Origin of the sequence: Actinokineospora spheciospongiae (assembly GCF_000564855.1) — a bacterium.
Lineage (GTDB): Bacteria > Actinomycetota > Actinomycetes > Mycobacteriales > Pseudonocardiaceae > Actinokineospora > Actinokineospora spheciospongiae.
Window position 1 is genome coordinate 24,342 of the sequence record NZ_AYXG01000024.1, and the last position, 17,770, is coordinate 42,111.

The 17,770-nt window shown below is 74.7% G+C and carries 17 protein-coding genes; 6 read left to right on the forward strand and 11 right to left on the reverse strand.

The features are described 5' to 3' along the window. Positions 1-17: 17 nt before the first annotated feature. The 5 genes from UO65_RS02895 to UO65_RS02915 all read right to left on the reverse strand — a co-directional run bounded on the left by UO65_RS02895 (position 18) and on the right by UO65_RS02915 (position 6,488). Positions 18-1,358 (reverse strand): gluzincin family metallopeptidase, encoded by a 1,341-nt coding sequence (locus tag UO65_RS02895; RefSeq protein ID WP_152551949.1) that lies wholly within the window; start codon positions 1,356-1,358, stop codon positions 18-20. Positions 1,359-1,467: 109 nt separating this feature from the next. Then, the gene (locus UO65_RS02900) at positions 1,468-2,493 is read right to left on the reverse strand and encodes a C40 family peptidase (protein ID WP_052020567.1); all 1,026 of its coding nucleotides are present in this window, start codon (positions 2,491-2,493) and stop codon (positions 1,468-1,470) included. A 483-nt stretch (positions 2,494-2,976) separates the two neighbouring features. After that, a complete protein-coding gene (locus UO65_RS02905; protein WP_035278461.1) occupies positions 2,977-3,165 on the reverse strand; it encodes a hypothetical protein in 189 nt (62 codons plus the stop codon). A gap of 120 nt (positions 3,166-3,285) precedes the next feature. After that, positions 3,286-5,079: a D-alanyl-D-alanine carboxypeptidase family protein gene (locus tag UO65_RS02910; protein WP_233427415.1), complete on the reverse strand. Its 1,794-nt coding sequence runs from the start codon at positions 5,077-5,079 to the stop codon at positions 3,286-3,288. A gap of 53 nt (positions 5,080-5,132) precedes the next feature. Continuing rightward, positions 5,133-6,488, reverse strand: coding sequence for an NYN domain-containing protein (locus tag UO65_RS02915; protein WP_035278463.1), 1,356 nt, complete (start codon positions 6,486-6,488; stop codon positions 5,133-5,135). Positions 6,489-6,799: 311 nt separating this feature from the next. Here UO65_RS02915 and UO65_RS02920 point away from each other — a divergent pair, with 311 nt between their 5' ends. The 5 genes from UO65_RS02920 (at position 6,800) to UO65_RS02940 (ending at position 11,242) form a co-directional block, all read left to right on the forward strand. Then, the gene (locus UO65_RS02920) at positions 6,800-8,518 is read left to right on the forward strand and encodes a DEDD exonuclease domain-containing protein (RefSeq protein WP_035278465.1); all 1,719 of its coding nucleotides are present in this window, start codon (positions 6,800-6,802) and stop codon (positions 8,516-8,518) included. Between the two features lie 156 nt (positions 8,519-8,674). Further along, entirely contained in the window at positions 8,675-9,034 is a 360-nt protein-coding gene (locus UO65_RS02925) for a hypothetical protein (RefSeq protein ID WP_035278467.1), read from the forward strand. A 29-nt stretch (positions 9,035-9,063) separates the two neighbouring features. After that, the gene (locus UO65_RS02930) at positions 9,064-9,339 is read left to right on the forward strand and encodes a hypothetical protein (protein ID WP_035278469.1); all 276 of its coding nucleotides are present in this window, start codon (positions 9,064-9,066) and stop codon (positions 9,337-9,339) included. 98 nt (positions 9,340-9,437) lie between these two features. After that, on the forward strand, positions 9,438-9,854 hold the full coding sequence (locus tag UO65_RS32950) for a hypothetical protein (RefSeq protein WP_052020569.1): 417 nt from the start codon (positions 9,438-9,440) through the stop codon (positions 9,852-9,854). A gap of 275 nt (positions 9,855-10,129) precedes the next feature. Then, positions 10,130-11,242, forward strand: a complete 1,113-nt coding sequence (locus UO65_RS02940; RefSeq protein ID WP_035278471.1) for a type I restriction endonuclease — start codon at positions 10,130-10,132, stop codon at positions 11,240-11,242. A gap of 15 nt (positions 11,243-11,257) precedes the next feature. On the opposite strand, the gene UO65_RS02945 is transcribed toward UO65_RS02940, so the two are convergent. Then, positions 11,258-12,505, reverse strand: a complete 1,248-nt coding sequence (locus tag UO65_RS02945; RefSeq protein ID WP_052020571.1) for a lipase family protein — start codon at positions 12,503-12,505, stop codon at positions 11,258-11,260. Positions 12,506-12,901: 396 nt separating this feature from the next. Here UO65_RS02945 and UO65_RS02950 point away from each other — a divergent pair, with 396 nt between their 5' ends. Further along, entirely contained in the window at positions 12,902-13,690 is a 789-nt protein-coding gene (locus UO65_RS02950; RefSeq protein WP_233427416.1) for a helix-turn-helix transcriptional regulator, read from the forward strand. A gap of 16 nt (positions 13,691-13,706) precedes the next feature. Here the strand turns inward: UO65_RS02950 and UO65_RS02955 are convergent, their stop codons facing one another. From UO65_RS02955 to UO65_RS02975, 5 genes are read right to left on the reverse strand one after another with little or no spacing between them, the layout of a single operon-like run. After that, positions 13,707-14,351 carry a biliverdin-producing heme oxygenase gene (locus UO65_RS02955; RefSeq protein WP_035278473.1) on the reverse strand — a complete coding sequence of 215 codons (645 nt, stop codon included), beginning with the start codon at positions 14,349-14,351 and terminating at the stop codon, positions 13,707-13,709. After that, positions 14,348-14,920 carry a TetR/AcrR family transcriptional regulator gene (locus tag UO65_RS02960; RefSeq protein ID WP_052020573.1) on the reverse strand — a complete coding sequence of 191 codons (573 nt, stop codon included), beginning with the start codon at positions 14,918-14,920 and terminating at the stop codon, positions 14,348-14,350. Before UO65_RS02960 ends, UO65_RS02955 begins: the two co-directional genes overlap by 4 nt. 58 nt (positions 14,921-14,978) lie before the next feature. Continuing rightward, complete coding sequence (locus UO65_RS02965; protein WP_052020575.1) at positions 14,979-16,316, reverse strand: hypothetical protein; 1,338 nt, start codon at positions 16,314-16,316, stop codon at positions 14,979-14,981. A 15-nt stretch (positions 16,317-16,331) separates the two neighbouring features. Further along, complete coding sequence (locus UO65_RS02970) at positions 16,332-16,841, reverse strand: NUDIX hydrolase (RefSeq protein WP_035278475.1); 510 nt, start codon at positions 16,839-16,841, stop codon at positions 16,332-16,334. Further along, complete coding sequence (locus tag UO65_RS02975; RefSeq protein WP_035278477.1) at positions 16,834-17,721, reverse strand: LysR family transcriptional regulator; 888 nt, start codon at positions 17,719-17,721, stop codon at positions 16,834-16,836. The genes UO65_RS02970 and UO65_RS02975 overlap by 8 nt, the downstream gene beginning before the upstream one ends. Positions 17,722-17,770: the final 49 nt, after the last annotated feature.

Genomic DNA, 17,770 nt, shown 5'->3' on the forward strand with positions numbered 1-17,770 from the left:
CGACCCAATCTAGGGGTTCAGCGCAACGCCTCGCGCAGGTAGTCCTGCCAGGCGCGCAGCAGCCCGCCCCGGTCCAGCCCGATCGCCCCGCGCAGCAGTTCGTCGGTCTCACCCGCCGACACCGGGCCCGCGCCCGCGAGGCTGCGGTAGAGCTGCACCAGCTCGCGCTCGCCGAAGCGATCGGCGACGAACCGGGCGATCGACCAGGACCGCTGGTAGGCCAGGTCCAGGTCCCGCTCGCGGAAGTCGCGGTCCTGCGGCAGCGCGCGCGGCGGCCCGCCCGCGCGCACCGAGCGGGCCAGGTCGGGGGCGCCCTGGGCGAGGCCGAGGCCGCTCTCCCGGTAGCCGACGTAGTCCGCGAAGCCCTCCAGCAGCCACATCGGCGACCCGTCGACGGTGTCCACCCGGGCCGCGACGTGGGTGATCTCGTGCCGCAGCACCACCCGCAGCGAGGCGATCGACAGCGCCCGCGACCCGGTGGGGCTCAGCACGACCCGCTGCCCGGTGGCGGTGCGGCGCGCGGTGTCGACCCGGTCGGCGACGGCCACCGCCACCACCGATTCCACCGGGAAGTCCGGGCCGACCAGGGCGCGCATCTCCGCGGGGCTGTCCGGCAGCAGCAGCGCCACCCGGCGCGGCCACCGGTCGCCCCAGACCCGGCCGACCGCCTCGACCGCCGGGTCCAGCTCGCGGACGAGCCGGTCGACCATCGCCTGGTTGCCGGGGTGGGCCAGGACCAGCCCGTTGGCCGCCGGGGCGACCACGACCGGGCCGAAGTCCCACGGGCCGCGCCAGGTGCGCCTGCCCAGCTCGCCGAGCGCGGTGTCCGAGCGCAGGAACCACTGCTCGCCGCGGCGGACGAACAGGTAGCCCAGGGACCGGTCGGTCGGGGTGGGGTCGATGCCGCGCAGCGCGTAGTGCAGTTCCACGGCGGGCGCCCACTGCTCGGTCGCGGCGGGGTCGGCGGCGGGCGCGGTCAGGCTGCCCAGGTCCAGCGAGTCCTCGGCGCGCACCGTGTACGACCAGGCGTCCAGCGGCACGGTGGCCAGGTTGGTGAAGTACTCCTGCTGCGCGGCCAGGAACGCGGGTTCGGCGGCGGGGTCGAGGGTGGCGGTGAAGGCGGCCTGGTCGCGGCGCAGCAGCGCGTCGGCCCGCCTGCCCAGCAGTTCGGCGACGGCGTCGGCGCGGCGGGCGTCGGCGGCGCCCGCGGCGGGCTGCACGGCCCCCATGGGCCTGCCCTGGCCCGCCTGTCCGCGCTGGTCGGCGGGGTGTTCGGGCAGTGCGACGACGGCGACGCCGAACAGGGCGGTCGCGGCCACCGCCGCGGCCAGCCAGCCCCGCACCCGCTCCCTGCGCACGGGGCCGATCGTAGGGGAGAACGGAACCGGGACCGGAGCCAACAGGCTCCGGTCCCGGTCGGTGCTCATCCGGCCGGGTGAAACAGCCGGGGGTCGATCAGCGGTGGGGTCACCCCACGATGCGCTTGGCACCGAGGTAGTCGCGGCCGCCACCGTCGATGCTGTCGGTCTTCACCGGCACCCCGGAGGTGGACGCGTGCACGATCTTGCCGCCGCCGATGTACATCGCGACGTGGTGGATCGAGCCGACGCTGCCGCCGTAGAACAGCAGGTCACCGGGCTGCAGCTCGCTGCGCGAGACCGACTTGCCGTAGCCGTACTGCGCGCGGCTGGAGTGCGGCAGGCTCACGCCCGCCGCCCGGTAGGCGTAGAGGACCAGGCCGGAGCAGTCGAAGCTGCCCGGGCCCTCGGCACCCCACACGTACGGCTTGCCGCGCTGCGCGAGCGCCACGTCCATGGCCTTGCCCGCCGAGCCGGAGGGCGCCAGGTACACGCCGTCGTCGACCGGGCCGACCAGGTCGGACTTGTCCTTGGCCGAGAGCCTGCTGCGGGCCTGGTCCAGCGTGGTGAGCTGGGCCTTGAGGTCCTGCTGGGTCTTGGTGATGTCCGCGGTGAGCTTCTCCGCGGCGGCCTTGGCCTCCGCGGCGCGGCGCTGGCCGTCCTCGGCGAGCTTGCGCGCGTCGGTGGCGGTGGCGACGGCCCTGGTGTACTTGTCCAGGGCGTCCTGGTTGTCGCTGGCCAGCACGTTGAGCGCGGAGGCCCGCTCCAGGAAGTCGTCGGCCGAGGAGCCGGTGAGCAGCGCGGAGATCTTGTTGAACCGGGCGCCCTGGAAGGAGGCGCTGGCCAGCGCGTCGACCTGGCCGCGGAACTGCTCCTCGAGCGCCTTGGCCTGCTTCTCCGTCTCCGCGGCCATGGCCACGTCGGCGTTGGCCTTGTCGAAGTCGGCGTTGCGGGCCTGCAGGTCCGTCTGGGCCTTGAGCAGGTCCTCGTTAACCTGCTCCGCGCGCTTGGCGACGTCGTTGTACTGCTGCAGCGCCTCCGAGGCCGTGGTCGGCGGGGCGGGGGGCTGCGCGGGTTGGGCCAGAGCGGGGGTCGGGGAGAAGGTCACGACGGCTACGACCGCCGCGACGCTCATGGCGCCACGCACTGCACGTTTGAGTCGATGCGACGACACGGTCGCGCGTACTCCTTCGTCCGTTTTACCGCCGACGGGCCGCCGGTGCCGGGCCTGGAGATCGCACCCAGTCCTGTCGGGGGCGAGCGGGATTGCCGCTCACTTCCGAATCACTCGACGACCCCACCGTGGGGGAATCCGGTCCGGCCCACGAGCGGGTCGGATCGGCGGCGATCTCGCGTGCCACCCTCGGGGTGGGTGGCTTGCCGCCACGAGATCTCGGACAGGTTACGAAAAGTAGGACCGGCCGTCCACCAGCTCGCCGGAAAAACAGGTGTGGGTGGCCCGAAAACACCAACGGAGCAGTGAGGACTGCACGCTGTGACGACGCCTACACCTGCACCACCCGTAAGCGTGGACCGTTCGGCGACAGAACCGACCACTCGGCGCGTGCGCGTTTCCCGCGCGGCGTCCGGGCCCCGGTCCGAGGTGTACGCGACCGGTTCAGGCCGATTTCTCGATCGGGATCAGGCGCAGCCTCGGCACCAGGCCCGCCTCCGCCAGGGCGTCGATCGCGAGCTGTTCCGCGGCGTCCAACTCCAGCCCGGGCGGCGGCCCCAGCAGCACGCTGACCACACATTCCTTGCACGCGTCGCCGCGGACCTCGCAGCTGTCGCAGTCGATGAGCATCATCGCCCCTTCCGGTGCTTTTGATCTCCTGTCGACGACAGTAGGGAAGGGGTACGACACTTTTCGCTCACCCGTTCGAAAAACTCTTCCGACCTGCGGGCGAACAGGGGGTGACGGCGGCTTTCAGGCCCCGGTGAATTCCCAGTGCCAGGGTTCCTCACGGCCCCGGCCCGGTTGCGCCCACTGCGGGTTCGACCACCCGAACAGCGGTGCGTTGGCCACCATCCACGCGTACTGCGCCGACCCGAAGGACTGGATGCCGCCGCACAGGTCGACCGCCAGCCCCCAACCGTGGTTGCTGGTGCCCGGGACCGCCGCCAGGGCGGGTTTCACCTGGTAGAGGCGCACCTGGGCGGCGAAGGAGCGGTAGGAGTCGGTGATGCACACCGGGCCGCCGAACCTCGCCGCGTAGGCCGAGGACAGCGCCTGGTAGGCCTGCGCGGCGTCGCAGCGCAGCAGGTGCGACGCGGACCCGATCAGGCACAGCGCGGCGGGCGGGATCAGTCCGTTGGGGTAGCCGCCCCAGGCGCCCGCAGCCTCGCCCGCGCCCCGCGCCGGGACCTGCACGCCACCGCAGCGCCAGGTCAGGCCGCCGTCGATGGCCTGCGGCACCGGCTGCGCGGGCCGCTGGAGCAGGGTCGGCCTGCCGACGCCGAGCACGGTGTCGCCGCCGGGCAGGTCTTCCACCACCACCCCGGCGAGCCGGGCGTCGGCGGTGAGCACGGTCCGGTTGTCGAGCACGATCCCCACGCCCTGCACCCCGAGCCGGGCGGGTCCGAGGAACACCACGTCGCCGGGCTGGGCGTCGGCGGGGGCGACCGGCGCGAGCACGCCCATCTGCTCCCCCGCCGACCCGGGCAGGGTGATCCCGCCCGCGGCGAACGCCGAGCGCACCAGCCCGTCGCAGGAGTACGCCGTGGGCCCCTCCCCGCCCTTGCCGGGCACGTACGGCTTGCCCAGTGCGGCCACCGCGGCGTCCACCGCGCCGACGGCCTCGGCGGGCAGCACGAGCAGCCGCTCCCCCGACGGCAGCACCGCCTGGGCGACCCCGGCCTGCGGCGCGCCGGTCGACCCGACCAACGGGGTCAGGCCCGCGGGCAGCCGCGCCGGGTCGCGCAGGGCCGCGGCCCCGGGGAGCGTGATCCCGGCGGCGGCGAGCCGGTCGGTGTAGGCCTTCCAGTTGGCCGCGGTCTTGTCGTTGCGCTCCTTCTGCGCCTTCTGCTGGGCGACCACGGCGGCGTTGGTGTCGTCGACCTGCCCGCGCAGCTCCGAGGACACCGCGGCGGCCCGGTTCGACGCGTCGTCGCTGCTGCGGTCCAGGTCGGCCTTGCGGTCGGCCGCCGAGCGCTCGGCGCCCACGGCGGACTCCTCCGCGCGCCGCGCCGCCTGCTGCCTGCGGACCGAGGCCGCCAACCGGGAGTCCTGGTCGGCCCGGACGCGGCCGATCAGGTCGTTGCCGCGCAGGTAGTCCTCCGGGGTGGCGGCGGTGAGCAGCAGTTGCACCGCGCTGGGCTGCGCCAGCGCGGCGTAGAGCGCCCTGGAGTACTCGTCGACCTCGCCCTGCTGGGCGGCGACGACCCGGTCGGCCTCGGCGCGCTCGGCGCGGGCCGCGGTCACCCGCTCGGTGGCGGCGGCCAGGTCCCGCTCGGCGCCGTGCAGCCGGTCGGACAGGTCGGCCAGCTCGCGCTGCACGTCGGTGGCGGTGCGCTGCAACTCCGCGACCCGGGGGTCGGCGAACGCCTCGCCGGGCCTGGGGTCGGGCACCGGCGCGCCGGGGCCGACCCCGGCCTCCACCTGCGGCGGGTCCGACGGCACCGGCGGCTGCTCGGCCGCGACCGGGCGCACCAGCACCGCCGCCGCCAACAGCACCCCGAGCCCGACCGCTCCGGGACCCCGGCCGAACACCCTGCTGCGCACTCCCCCGACCCTCCCTGTCCAGCCGCCCGGCTCCCGCGCGCCCGGCGGCGCTGTCAGACCCGGCCGAGCCGCATCAGCAGCACGGCCGAGGGCACCGTGTAGGCGCCCCGGTCGCGCACCGCGTCCGCGACGGCCTTGTCCGAGGTGGCCACGACCAGCGGTCTGCCCCGCGGCTCGTCGGCCACCAGCGACCGGATGACGTCGTCGGCGAGGACCCCCGGGTCGCTGAACATGACCCGGACCCCGCGCGGCTTCGCCACCGGGACGACGACGACCCCCGCCCCGTCGAAAACGAGCGTGACCTCCGCTGAGGTGCGCGCGGCGAGCGCCGAGAGCTGCCGGATGAGCCGTTCGCGCTGGTCGGCGAGGGAGAGGTCGGAGTAGCCGGTCTTGGTGACGTTGTAGCCGTCGACGATCAGGTGGACCGCGCGCAGCGCCAGCAGCCGCTCCAGGTGCACCGGGTCGTCGACCCGGCGGGCCCCGCCCGAGGCGGTGGTCGCCCCCGCCACCAGGTCGGCGGGCCGGGGGCCGCGGCCGTCGCCGAGCATCAGCTCGCGGCGCAGCCCGGCGACCGCGTCGTCGACGGTGTCGACCAGCAGCGCCAGCCGCACCTCGTCGGCCTGGCGGGCCTCGCGGGCGGCCTGGCGGGCCAGCGCGGCGCCCGCCTCGGCGCGGGCGGCGCGGGCGCGCTCGGACTCGGCGCGCTCCTGCTCGCGCTGCACCCGCTCGGTGAGCGCGGCGACCTCCGCGGCCACGTCCGCCCCCGCCCGCTCGGCGCTGACCTGGGCGGCGGCGGCGGCGTCCTTGGCTTCGCGCAGCCGCACACCCTGCTCGCGCAAGCGCTTGCGCAACCGTTCCAGCTCGGCCTCGCCCTCGGCGCGGGCCCGGTCGGCGGCGCCCTCGGACTCGGCGACCCTGGCCCTGGCCGCGGCCAGTTCGGCCTCCAACCTGCCCACCCTGGCCAGGGCGGCGTCCCGCTCCGCGCGCAGCGCGCTGTCGTCGGCCCGCTTGGCCACCAGTTCCAGGTGCGCAGGCGCGGCTGGCTCCCCGAGGAGCAGCGCGGCGGTCGCCACCGCCACCGGGTCGTCCGGCGGGGGTTCGACCGCCTCGACCCGGTGCTCGCGGGCCCACTGCACCACCGCGGTCCGGAAGCCCACGTGGGCGCGCAGCGCGGCGACGATCGTGGGGCCGCCCAACCGGGCCCGCTTGGCCGGGGCGAACCGGGCCACCTGCCGCAGCGACGCCGGGACGTCCACCGGCGGCAGGGCGCCCACCGCGTCCGCGCCCAGCTCGGCCAGGCGCAGCCGGACCGGGTCGGGCAGGGCCTCCGGCCACACCGGCGGCTCGGCCACCGCGCACTCCGCGCCGGACCCGATCTCCGCGCCCGGCACCGGCTCCACGAGTTCCACAGTGGAACCCCCCTCGGCGGCTCCGGGCGCGACGGGGTCCGGGACGTCCGGTGTGGACGATCCCGGTCCGACCGGTCCGACCGGCTCCGACGAAGGTTGCACTCCCTAAGATTAGTCGCGGGCCCCCTGGGCGACGCGCCGAAGCCCCTCCGGGAGGCCCGCGGGGCACCGGGCAGGCGCGGGGCCCACCCCGCCCCGGCGCGGTGGCGGCCGATCCGCGACCGCCGCGACGCCTCGGCACCCGCCCCGCCGGGGCGGACCGCGCGGGCGGGCGCGGGAACTGTCGGGGGGCTGTTCTAGCGTCAGCGGCGATGAGCAAGTCAGCCGACCCCCGCCCCCAGCTCGCCTTCGACGAGCTGGGCACCCCGCTGCGCGACACGACGTTCGTGGTGTTCGACCTGGAGACCACCGGCGGCAGCCACGAGCAGGACGCGATCACCGAGTTCGGCGCGGTCAAGGTGCGCGGCGGTGAGGTGCTCGGCGAGTTCGCCACCCTGGTCGACCCCGGCCGGGGCATCCCGCCGGAGATCGTGACGCTGACCGGCATCACCGACTTCATGGTCAGCTCCGCCCCGGGCATCGAGGTGGTGCTGCCCGCGTTCCTGGAGTTCGCCGCCGGGGCGGTGCTGGTCGCGCACAACTCGGGCTTCGACGTGGGTTTCCTCAAGGCCGCCTGCCGCGAACTCGGCTACGCCTGGCCCAAGCCCGCCGTGGTCTGCACGGTCCGCCTCGGGCGACGGGTGCTGAGCCGGGAGGAGGCGCCGAGCTGCAAGCTCTCCGCCCTGGCCGCGTTCTTCCGGGCCGAGACCACCCCGGTCCACCGCGCGCTCGACGACGCGAAGGCCACGGTCGACGTGCTGCACGGGCTGCTGGAGCGGGTCGGCTCGCTGGGCGTGCAGTCGCTGGAGGAACTGCTCGACTACATCCCCGAGGTCACCGCCGAGCAGCGCCGCAAGCGCACGCTCGCCGAGGACCTGCCGCACGAGCCCGGGGTCTACCTGTTCCGCGGCCCGTCCGAGGAGGTCCTCTACGTCGGCACGGCCTCGGACCTGCGCAGGCGCGTCCGGCAGTACTTCACCGCCTCGGAGACCCGCAGCAGGCTGCGCGAGATGGTCGCCCTGGCCATCCGGGTCGACTCGGTGACCTGCTCGCACCCGATGGAGGCGGAGGTGCGCGAGCTGCGGCTGATCTCCGCGCACAAGCCCGCCTACAACCGCCGCTCCAAGAACCCGCGCGACTCCTGGTGGGTCGTGCTCACCGACGAGCCGTTCCCCCGGCTGTCGCTGGTCCGCACCGCCCGCGACGGCGCCCTGGGGCCGTTCCGCGGCCGGGCGCGGGCCGAGGAGGCGATGCTGGCGCTGCAGCAGGCCACGGGGGTGCGCCCGTGCACGGTCCGCATCCCGGCGAAGTCGCCGAACGCCAGCCCGTGCGCCCTGGCCGAGCTGGAGCGGTGCGCGGCGCCGTGCGCGGGCAACCAGACCGCCGAGGAGTACGCCCCCGCGCTCCGGGCCGTCGACTCGCTGGTGGCGGGCCACGACACCCACCCGCTGCACCGCCTGGCCCTGCGGCTGTCGGAGCTGGCCGAGGCCCGCCGGTTCGAGCAGGCCCGCGCCGACCGCGACCGGATGCGCACCCTGGTCCGCGGCCTGGACCGGGGCCAGCGGATGGCCGCGCTGGCCGGGATCGCCGAGCTGGTCGCCGCCCGCCCGGACTCCCTGGGCGGCTGGGAGTTCGCGGTGGTCCGGCACGGCAGGCTCGCCTCGGCCGGGGTGGCCCGGCGCGGGGTGCGGCCGATGCCGGTGGTGGAGGCGCTGGTGGTCTCGGCGGAGACGGTGCTGCCCGGCGCGGGCCCGCTGCGCGGCGCGATGGCCGAGGAGGTGGCGATCGTGCTGCGCTGGCTGGACAAACCGGGCACCAGGATGGTCCGGTGCAGCAGCCCGTGGTCCGAACCCGCGCACTCGGCCGCCACCTGGCGCGGCTGGCTGGACCGCGCCGACGCCGCCCGCGACAGCGAGTTCGACCGCGACTGACCGGCCGCCCGCCCGCGAGTCCCGGGCGACACACCGCCCGGCTGCACGGACGGCCACAGAGTCTGCACGCGCGGTCACACCCGCGCCTTCCGGCCACCACCGGTCTCCGGTAATTCTCAACCGACCTGATCTGTTTCAAGTCGGAAGGAAACATCGATGGCACTCCCGTCCCGCCGCACCCTGCGGACCGCCGCGGTCGCCTTGGCCGCAGCCACCGCGCTCGGCGGCCTCGCGGCCACCACCGCCCAGGCCGACACCGTGGGCGCGCTCAGCGGCAGCGGCACGATCAGCGACCCGTGGAACCCCACGCACGCCGCGCACATCACGTGCAACTCGGCGACCCTCTTCGCGAACTACTCCCCGAGCGCGGGCCACCGCGACCCCATCGCGACGCTGTCGCAGGGCAACTACATCGGCGTCCGCTACATCACCTCGAACAACTACTCCGCCGACGTCTTCTGGCACGGCACCAGCCAGTGGGGCTTCCTGCTGCGCAGTTGCTTCTCCCTCAACTGACCCCACCCACCCCACGTCGAGGAGTTCCCGTGTCCTTCCGCCGCACCACCACCGCACTCGTCGCGGGCGCGCTGAGCGTCGCCGCCGCGATCACCACCGCCCCCACCGCCTCCGCGGGCACGGTCCACGAGATCTGCGCCGACTCCCTCTACGTCCGCACCCAGCCCGCCGGGGTCATCATCGGCACCCTGTTCCGCGGCGAGCACTTCGAGCTGTCCCGCTACTCCGAGAAGGGCTGGGCCGAGGGCTACGCCATGGGCCACGTCAACCAGCGCGGCTGGGTCCAGGGCGGCTGGTTCTGCTAAATCGGTAACACACCGTCACCTTCCCCGATAGACCTGAGGGATCATTCGGGTCTATCGGGGAGAGGACGCTGGTGAAGTCGCTACACCGAGTTCTCATCTTGGCACCCCCAACCGCCACGATCGGGTCACCCGGGCCGCCCGCCCACACCTGCCCCATCAAGCCCCCACCGCCCGCCGCGTCCGCCGCCCGGTGCCGCCGCCACCACGCCAGGGCCCTCGCCACCCGCGACCCCCACCTCGCCCGGCGCCTCGGCATCGGCCGCCCCGACCTGGGCCTCGACTACGACGACGGCGGCCTGGTCGAACTCGGCGGAGCCCCCGCCGCCACCATCGCCCGCATCTGCGGCCTCACCCGCACCGAGGCCGACCGCATCGTCACCACCCGCGCCACCTCCCGAGACCTGGACGAACTCCTGGTCGCCGCCGACGTGCCGGTCAGCCAGTGGGGCATGGTCCGCGACCGAGCCCTCCTCCACCCCCAGAACCCACCCCCACCCGACGACCGTCCACTGTGAACCCCCGGTGACCACCACCCGGCCCCGACACGACACCCACCGCGAGGCGGGTGGAGATCCCAACACCACCTAGTCCATAAGGGACACTCGGAACCCCTGGGTCTCGAACGGGGAAACGCAACCGACGAACGGCCTGCGCGGCACCGGACAAGCCCCGGGCCACACCGGACACGATCAGGTAACGCGGTAACACCCTCGCCTTCCCCGTCGATCTACCCGGCGCGGGCGAGCCAGGGTCCACACAGGGCTCCCGCCGGACGGAAAGGGCGCATGGGATGGACATCGCGGAGCGCGCGCAGGCACTGGCGCAGCGGATCAAGCAGCACAAGGCGGGCATCGAGACCGAGGAGGCGACCAAGAACGCCTTCGTGATGCCGTTCATCAGCACGGTGCTCGGCTACGACGTGTTCGACCCGGCCGAGGTCATCCCCGAGTTCACCGCCGACGTCGGGACGAAGAAGGGCGAGAAGATCGACTACGCCATCGCCCACGGCGGCCAGGTGCAAATCCTCATCGAGGCGAAGAAGGTCAACGACCCGCTGCGCATCGAGCACGCCTCCCAGCTCTACCGGTACTTCGCCGCCACCAACGCCCGCATCGCGATCCTGACCAACGGCGAGGTCTACCACGTCTACACCGACCTGGACGCGCCGAACCGCATGGACGCGAAACCGTTCCTCGTGCTCGACTTCGCCGACATCGACGCCACCCTGCTGCCGGAGCTGGCGAAGCTCACCAAGGAGACCTTCGACCTCGACTCGGTGCTCAGCGCCGCGGGCGAGCTCAAGTACATCGGGCAGATCAAGCGCATCCTGGCCACCCAGTTCAAGGAGCCGGAGGACGAGTGGGTGCGCTTCCTGACCACCCGCGTCTACGAGGGCGCGTTCACCCAGCGGGTGCGCGAGCAGTTCCTGCCGCTGGTGGAGAAGGCCACCCGGCAGTTCCTCAACGAGCAGGTCAACGACCGGCTCAAGAACGCGCTGGGAAGCCCGGACATCATCCTCCCCGTTCCCACGACCCCGGTCGCGCCGGTGGTCGAGGACGGGCAGGCGAACGAGGTGGGCGGGGACGTCGTCACCACCGAGGAGGAACTGGAGGGCTTCCGGGTGGTGCGGGCCATCGTGTGCAGCGAGGTGCCGAGCGACCGGGTGGTCGCGCGGGACACCAAGACCTACTTCGGGGTGCTGTTCGACGACAACAACCGCAAGCCCATCGCCCGCTTGTGGTTCAACCGCAGTCAGAAGTACCTGGGCGTCTTCGACGAGAACAAGAACGAGACCCGCGTGCCCATCACCACGGTGGAGGACATCTACGGGCACGCCGCGCACCTGCGCGCCACCGCTGCCCGCTACGCCGGTGTGCGCGAGCCAATCGCACCGGTGGCGTAGGCGGGTCGCGGCGCCTCAGGGCAGCCGGTCGAGCACCCACCGGACCAGCGGTTCGGTCAGCAGGCCGTGCGGCAGGTTCTCCTCCGCGCACCGGAACTCGTGGAACGGCCCGGGGAGCCCGTCGACCGGGGTTTGGGGGTTGTCCAGGGAGAGGGCGGCCGCGCTGGTCGTGGGGACGAAGCAGCCGGAGCGGTGTTCCCGGGGGATCGTCGCGCCCAGGGCGTCCGCGACCTGGCCGAAGAACTCGGCCGTTCCGCCCGGTGCGCCGTCCAGGGCCGGGACGTCGGTCGTGGTCGGGTGGCGGACTTCCAGCAGGGCGCTCATCGTCCCGATCGCCGCGTCGGTTCCCCGGTCGGGTTGGAAGCGGGCGGTCGCGGCGGCCAGGGCGCCGAGGTTCCAGTCGAAGGCGGTGGCGCCCGCGGGCAGGGGTGGGCCCACCCCGGTGCCGGTGCCGCAGGACAGCCCGACCATGCGCACCCGCCGGGGGAAGTCCCCGATGCGGCGCAGGTCGTCGAGGAACTGCTTGCGCAGCGGGGATTGCACCGGCCCCGAGTACTTCGCGTCCCGGACCCAGGCCCCGAGCAGTTGTTGCGCGGCCGGGGCGCGGAGGAGTTCCGCCCTGTCCCCCGCGCCGGGGAACCGGCCGAAGAAGTGGGCCAGTTGCTGGAGGATCAGGGGAATCCAGGCGCCGTCGTGCGGGGTGTCGCAGGACAGGTAGACGTCGGTTTCGTGGTCGTGGCCGTCGGTTTCGAGGAGGGCGAGGGCGTAGCGGGCGATCAGGCCGCCGGAGCCGATGCCGCCGACGGTGAGCGGGGCGGTCCCGGTGCGCTCGGCGGCGGCCCGGCGCACGCACTCGGCGAGGGCGCCCGCGTTGGCCTGCAGGTAGGTCTGCCGCTCGGCGAAGCCCACCAGGACCACGTCGTACCCGGAGGCCAGCAGGTCGTCGACGAGCGCGTCGCCGGTCAGGCGGGTCACCGGGTCCGCGCTGGGGCCGTGGCCGTGCGCGTCGGCCAGGATGACGGGTTTGCGCGGGGTCCGGTTGCCCCGGCCGAGGTGCACCAGGGCGCGCCCGCGGGCGTGGACGCCGTTGTAGCCGCGCCCGTCGACCAGTTCCCACACCGCGTCCGGGGTGCGCGGGCGCGGGCGGGCCGCTCCGACGTCGAACCAGGCACCGGGTGCGACCGCCCGGCCGACCACCGCGATGTCGCCCGCGCCGGGCTCGGCCGGGGCGACGAGTTCCACGTCGACCCGGGCACCCGTCATCGCCACCCTGTTCCCCCCACCGGTTCCGGGCGTCGACATTAGCGACGCGGGCAGCCGGGCGCATGGAGGTCTTCGGGTGACAGCGGAACACCAATGGTCGTACCACTCGCAGCGCAGCGTCACCACGGCGAGCGGATCACCCCGCTCGGGCAGTCGACCCCACCACGTGCCGACACCCCTTGCCGCAACCCCTTCCGATGGCGGGCAAGTCCCACCGGCTCAGCACAACACCTGGAGTTTCAGCGACTCGTCGCCACCACATGTTGTGTTTGCGTCATCTTGTCCCGAAGCGCCGCGCACCCGTGTCATCAATTCCTCATACATCCCGCGCCAAGGTGGACGTGGAGCGGCACCCGGCCGCACCGGGACGGGAGGGACACGATGTCACCGGCACCGATGTCGCAGACCGACGCTACCGCCGCACGGGCGGTGGGCGGGCGCTCGGCGTGGATTCGGCCGGAACCGGCCACGCGGCCCGACCTGGCGCGGGCCGCCACCGCCCCGCTCGGAGGGGCCGCCCCGATGACCGCCGTCTTCCCCGAGGCGCCGGTGGACCCGGCGCCCCGGTTGACCGCCGTGAGCACCGGGGTGGACGGGCTCCTCGCCTGCGCCGCCCACGAGGTGCTGGTGCTCAGCGACCAGGCCACCGCGGCGGGCCCGTTCGGGCCGGTGCGCCGGATCGACCACTGGAACCTGCGGCGCGGCGTGCGCTACCGGGTCGTGGCCCCGGACAGCGCGCGCACCGCGCCGGGCCTGGACCCCCGGCTGGGCGCGCTGGTCGCGGCGGGCGCCGACACCCGCACGGTGGCCGAGGTGCCCGCGGTGGCGCTGGTCGTCGACGGGTCGGTGGTGGTCGTGCCCGCCGAGGGCGGCGCGGGTGCGGCCGTGGTCCGGCTGCCGGGTGTGGTCACGGCGCTGACCGCGTTGTTCGAGCGGGTGTGGGCCGGGGCGGCGCCGCTGCCGGGTCCGCCGCTGTCCGGCCCGGCGAAGCCGGGTGCGCGGGAGCGCGAACTGCTGACCATGCTGACCGACGGGTGCACCGACGAGGTGGCCGCGGTCCGGCTGGGCGTGTCGGTGCGGACGGTGCGCCGGATGGTCTCGGACCTCATGCGGCGGCTGGGCGCGCGCAGCCGGTTCCAGGCGGGCGCCAAGGCCGCCGAGCGGGGCTGGCTGCCCGGGGACTGATCCCCCGGTGCCGGGTTCAGCAGTGGACGGCGGCCAGGTCGTCGAAAACGGCGCGGTTGAGCCGGAAAGCCAGGTCCGCCTCGGCGATCAGGGCGTCGCGCTCCCCCGGCCGCCACGGCGTCTCGTCGAGCAGGGCGCGGTAGCGGTCGCGGAACGGCTTGGGCTTGCCGATGCCGTCGAAGAGGCAGTGGCGGACGCCGTCGACCTCCAGGCCGTAGGTGTCGCGCAGCCTGTGCCGGATGATCTGCCCGCCGAAGAGGTCACCGAGGTAGCGGGTGTAGTGGTGCGCCACGAAAGCGGCTCGGTCGGTGGGGCAGACCGCGCGCAACCGCTCCACATAGGACGATGTGGCGTCCAGCGGGCGCAGGTGCCCGCGCCAGCCCGGGCCGAGCAGCCAGGCCAGGTCGGCCTCCAGCGCCGGGCTGCGCCGCAGCGGGTCCAGCACGAACCGGCCGACCACCGGGTCGCCGCGCCAGACCTCGCCCGCCTCCTCCAGCGCGGAGTGGAACAGGTGGCTCTGCGCGAGCAGTGCCGCGTACGCCTCGCGCCCCAGGTCGCCGCCGAGCAGCGCCTCGACGAACGGCGACCGCTCGGCCCGCTCGTGCGCGTCCCGGGTCGCCGCCCGCAGCCGCGCCGCGAAGCCGCCGCCCACCACCGTCACCGGACGAGTGCCTCGACCAGCCGGACCGCCGCCGCACCGGCCCGCGCGACGTCGCCGTCGAGCCGGTTCCGGTAGGCCGCCTGGGAGTAGAGGCCGTCGACGAGCAGCCACACCCGCTCGGCCAGTTCGCCGGACGGGTCCACCTCCCCCGCCGCGGCATCGATCGCGGCCCGGCTCGCCCCCAGGTAGTCCCGGGCGACCCGGGTGGGTGCGGCGTCGGCGTCGTCGGGGAACTCGGCGAGGTAGTTGCGGAAGGCGCAGCCGCGGAACCCCGGCTCGGCCACCTTCGCGGCGACCTCGGCCACCAGCGCCACCAGCGTGTCCGCGGGGGTGCGCGCGTCCACCAGGGCCAGCCGGGCGGCGCTGTCGCGCACGTCGCGGGCCACGGCCAGGTAGGCGGCGACCAGGTCCGCCTTCTCCGGGAAGTGCTGGTACAGCAGGTTCTTCCCGGTGCCCGCCTCCTGGATGATCCGGTTCATCCCGACCGCGCGCACACCGTGCTCGTAGAAGAGCCTGGCGGCGGCACCGAGGATGCGGTCCCGGGTGTCCGGCGCGGGGGTGCGAGCCATGCCCCCACCCTAGCGGACCGCCCGGTCCGCTTGCCCCGGCCACCGTCGACCGGCTGTCCTAAGCGGACTTGCGCACCAGGTTCGTGTACCCGGCGAGCGCCAAGGTGGCCAGCCCCCACAGCGCAGCCTGGATGACCCAGATCGCCACTGTGAACGCCTGCCCCCACCGGGTCCCGGTGTCCAGGTCGCACCGGCTGCGCAGCCCGGTCGGCCCCAGCGGCAGCCCCCGGTCGAGCCCCAACCCGACCAGCTCCACCGACGAGCACGCCACCCCCACCGCGGGCGAGGGCGACCCGGGCTGCACGGTCCGCTCGGCGGCGTGGTGCCCCGGCCGGGTGTCGACCTGTCCGGCGGCGTAGCCGAGCAGCCCGGCCGCGGTCACCGCCAGCAGCAGCGCCGCCGCCGTGCGCCGGGTCCGGTACCCGTACCCGGCGAGGGCGCCCCAGAGCCGGTGGGAGAACCGGGTCACCGGACCGCCCACGGCCGCGGGCGAGCGCCGCAGCAGGTCGCCCTGCTGGGCGATGAGGATGCGCCGGGCGTTGCCGTCGTGCCCCGCCGCCCGCTCCACCGCCGCCAGCCGCTGGTACGGCGAAGCGTGGTAGGCCGTGGTGTGGCAGCGGATCAGGTGCAGCCACTGCCGCCAGTCGAGGTAGCCGATCGAGCTGAAGCCGAAGTCGTCCAGCTCGACCCGGGCCGGGTGGTCGCAGTGGTCCTCGCGCGAACCGTCCGGGCAGACCACCTCCGCGGGCAGGAAGACCGTCCCGTCCACCGTGCTCTCGTGCAGGTCGAGCACCGGTCCCGTCGGGTTCTCCAGGCGGGCGCCCGCGAACACCACCTGCCCGCCGAACCGCGACCCCACGAACCGCGCCGCCCCGCGCTCCCCCACGCCGCGGATGCGGGCCCGCCGCAGGAAGAAGCCGCCGTCCAGCCGCATCCGGGTGGCGTACAGCGCGGTGCCGGAGGTGCTGGTGAACTCCGCGTCGTCGGCGTCGAACTGCCCCCCGACGTGCGCGTCGAGCAGCCGCACCTCCCCCTCGGCGCGGACGCGGCGCAGGAACAGCCCACCCTCGACCCTGGCGCCGTCGGCGACCAGCCCGGCGATCCGGCTGCCGTCGAGGGTCAGGTACGGCAGCACCGCGCGGGTGGCGCGGATGGGTTCCTCGACCACGCAGTCCGCCAGGTGCAGGCCGACGACCGCCCGGACCTGGTCGAGGTCGAGCACCCCGACGACCCGCGCGCCGCGCACCCGCACCCCGCGCGGGTCGAGTTCGCCGTGCCTGCCGAGCAGCAGCTCCCGGATCAGGCCCGCGCGCACCACCACCGGGTCGTCGGCCGAACCCTCGAACCACTCACCGTCGGACATGGCCTGCACGAGGTCGTTCTCACCGTGGGTCACACCGACAATTGTCGATCACGCGGCGTACCGGGCATAGCGCGCCACGGACTCGCGCCCGTCGGGGGTGAACGGCCACGCCGGGTCCGCCAACCGCGCCAGCAGCTCCGCCCACGGCACCCACCAGCCCGCGGCCACCTCCGACGCCTGGTGCCGGATCTCCCCGCCGGGGTGGTCCGCCTCGTAGACGCACGCCAGGTAGTTCGCGGAGTCGTCGGCGTACCAGTACCGGAAGCACGGGCGGACAACGGTTCGCACGCCCAGTTCCTCCGCCAGCTCCCGCGCGGCGGCCACGTCGGGCGCCTCCCCCGCGGTCACCACCCCACCGGCCCACACGTCGTGCATCCCCGGGTACACGTCCTTCGTCAGCGTCCGCCGGTGCACGTACACCCGCCCCGCCCGGTCCCGCAGCAGCACCTGCGTCGCCGCGTGCGGCAGGTTCTCCGCCCGGACGCGGCTGCGCGGCGCCGTCCCGACCACCCGCCCGCCCAGGTCCCCCCGCGCGTACAGGTCGACCAGCTCATCCACCGACGACCTCCAGCGCCCGCCGCGCCAGCGCCAGCAGCGCCCGACCCGCCGGGCTGCCCGGCCCGGTCGCCCGCCACGCGAACGCCAGCCGCCCGCCCAGCGCGGGCGAGGTGATCGCCAGCGGGTGCAGGTCCGGCCGCGACCGGGCCAGCGAGTCCGGCAGGATCGCCACGCCCAGCCCCCGCGCGGCCAGTTGCGCCAGCAGCACCGGGTCGCCCGCCTCGAAGGCCACCGCGGGGGTGAACCCCGCCGCCGCGCACGCCGCGTCGAGGTGCGAGCGGATGCCCGTGCCCGGCGGGAGGCTGATCAGCGGCAGCCCGCCCAACTCGGCCAGCCGCACCGACGACCGCGCCGCCAGCGGGTGCCCGTGGCCCACCGCGGCGGCGATCGCCTCGTCGGCGACGACGAGGGTGTCCAGGTCGGCGGGCGGGTTCGGGCCGAGCGAGACGATCGCCGCGTCCAGGGTGCCCGCCCGCAGCCGCTCGACCAGCACGTCCGAGGAACCCTCCACCAGGGTCATCTCCACGCCGGGGTGCGCGTCGTGGAAGGCGGCGAGCAGCGACGGCAGGTCCACCGCGTGCGAGGTCACCGCGCCCACCGCCACGTGCCCGCGCACCAGCCCGACCAGCTCGTCGACCGCCAGCCGCGCGTCCTCGACCGCGCCCAGGGCGGCCCGCGCGTGCGGCAGCACCGCCTCCCCCGCCTCGGTCAGCCGCACCACGCGGGCCGACCGGTCCAGCAGCGGTTGGCCGAACTCCCGCTCCAGCTTGCGGATCTGCGCGCTGATCCCCGGCTGCGCCACGCGCACGCGCTCGGCGGCCCGGGTGAAACCACCCGCCTCCACCACCGCGACGAAGTACTCAAGCTGCCGAAGCTCCATAAGCACTGATTATAGAACCCAGAATAATCATCTCTTGGACTTCTGGGCA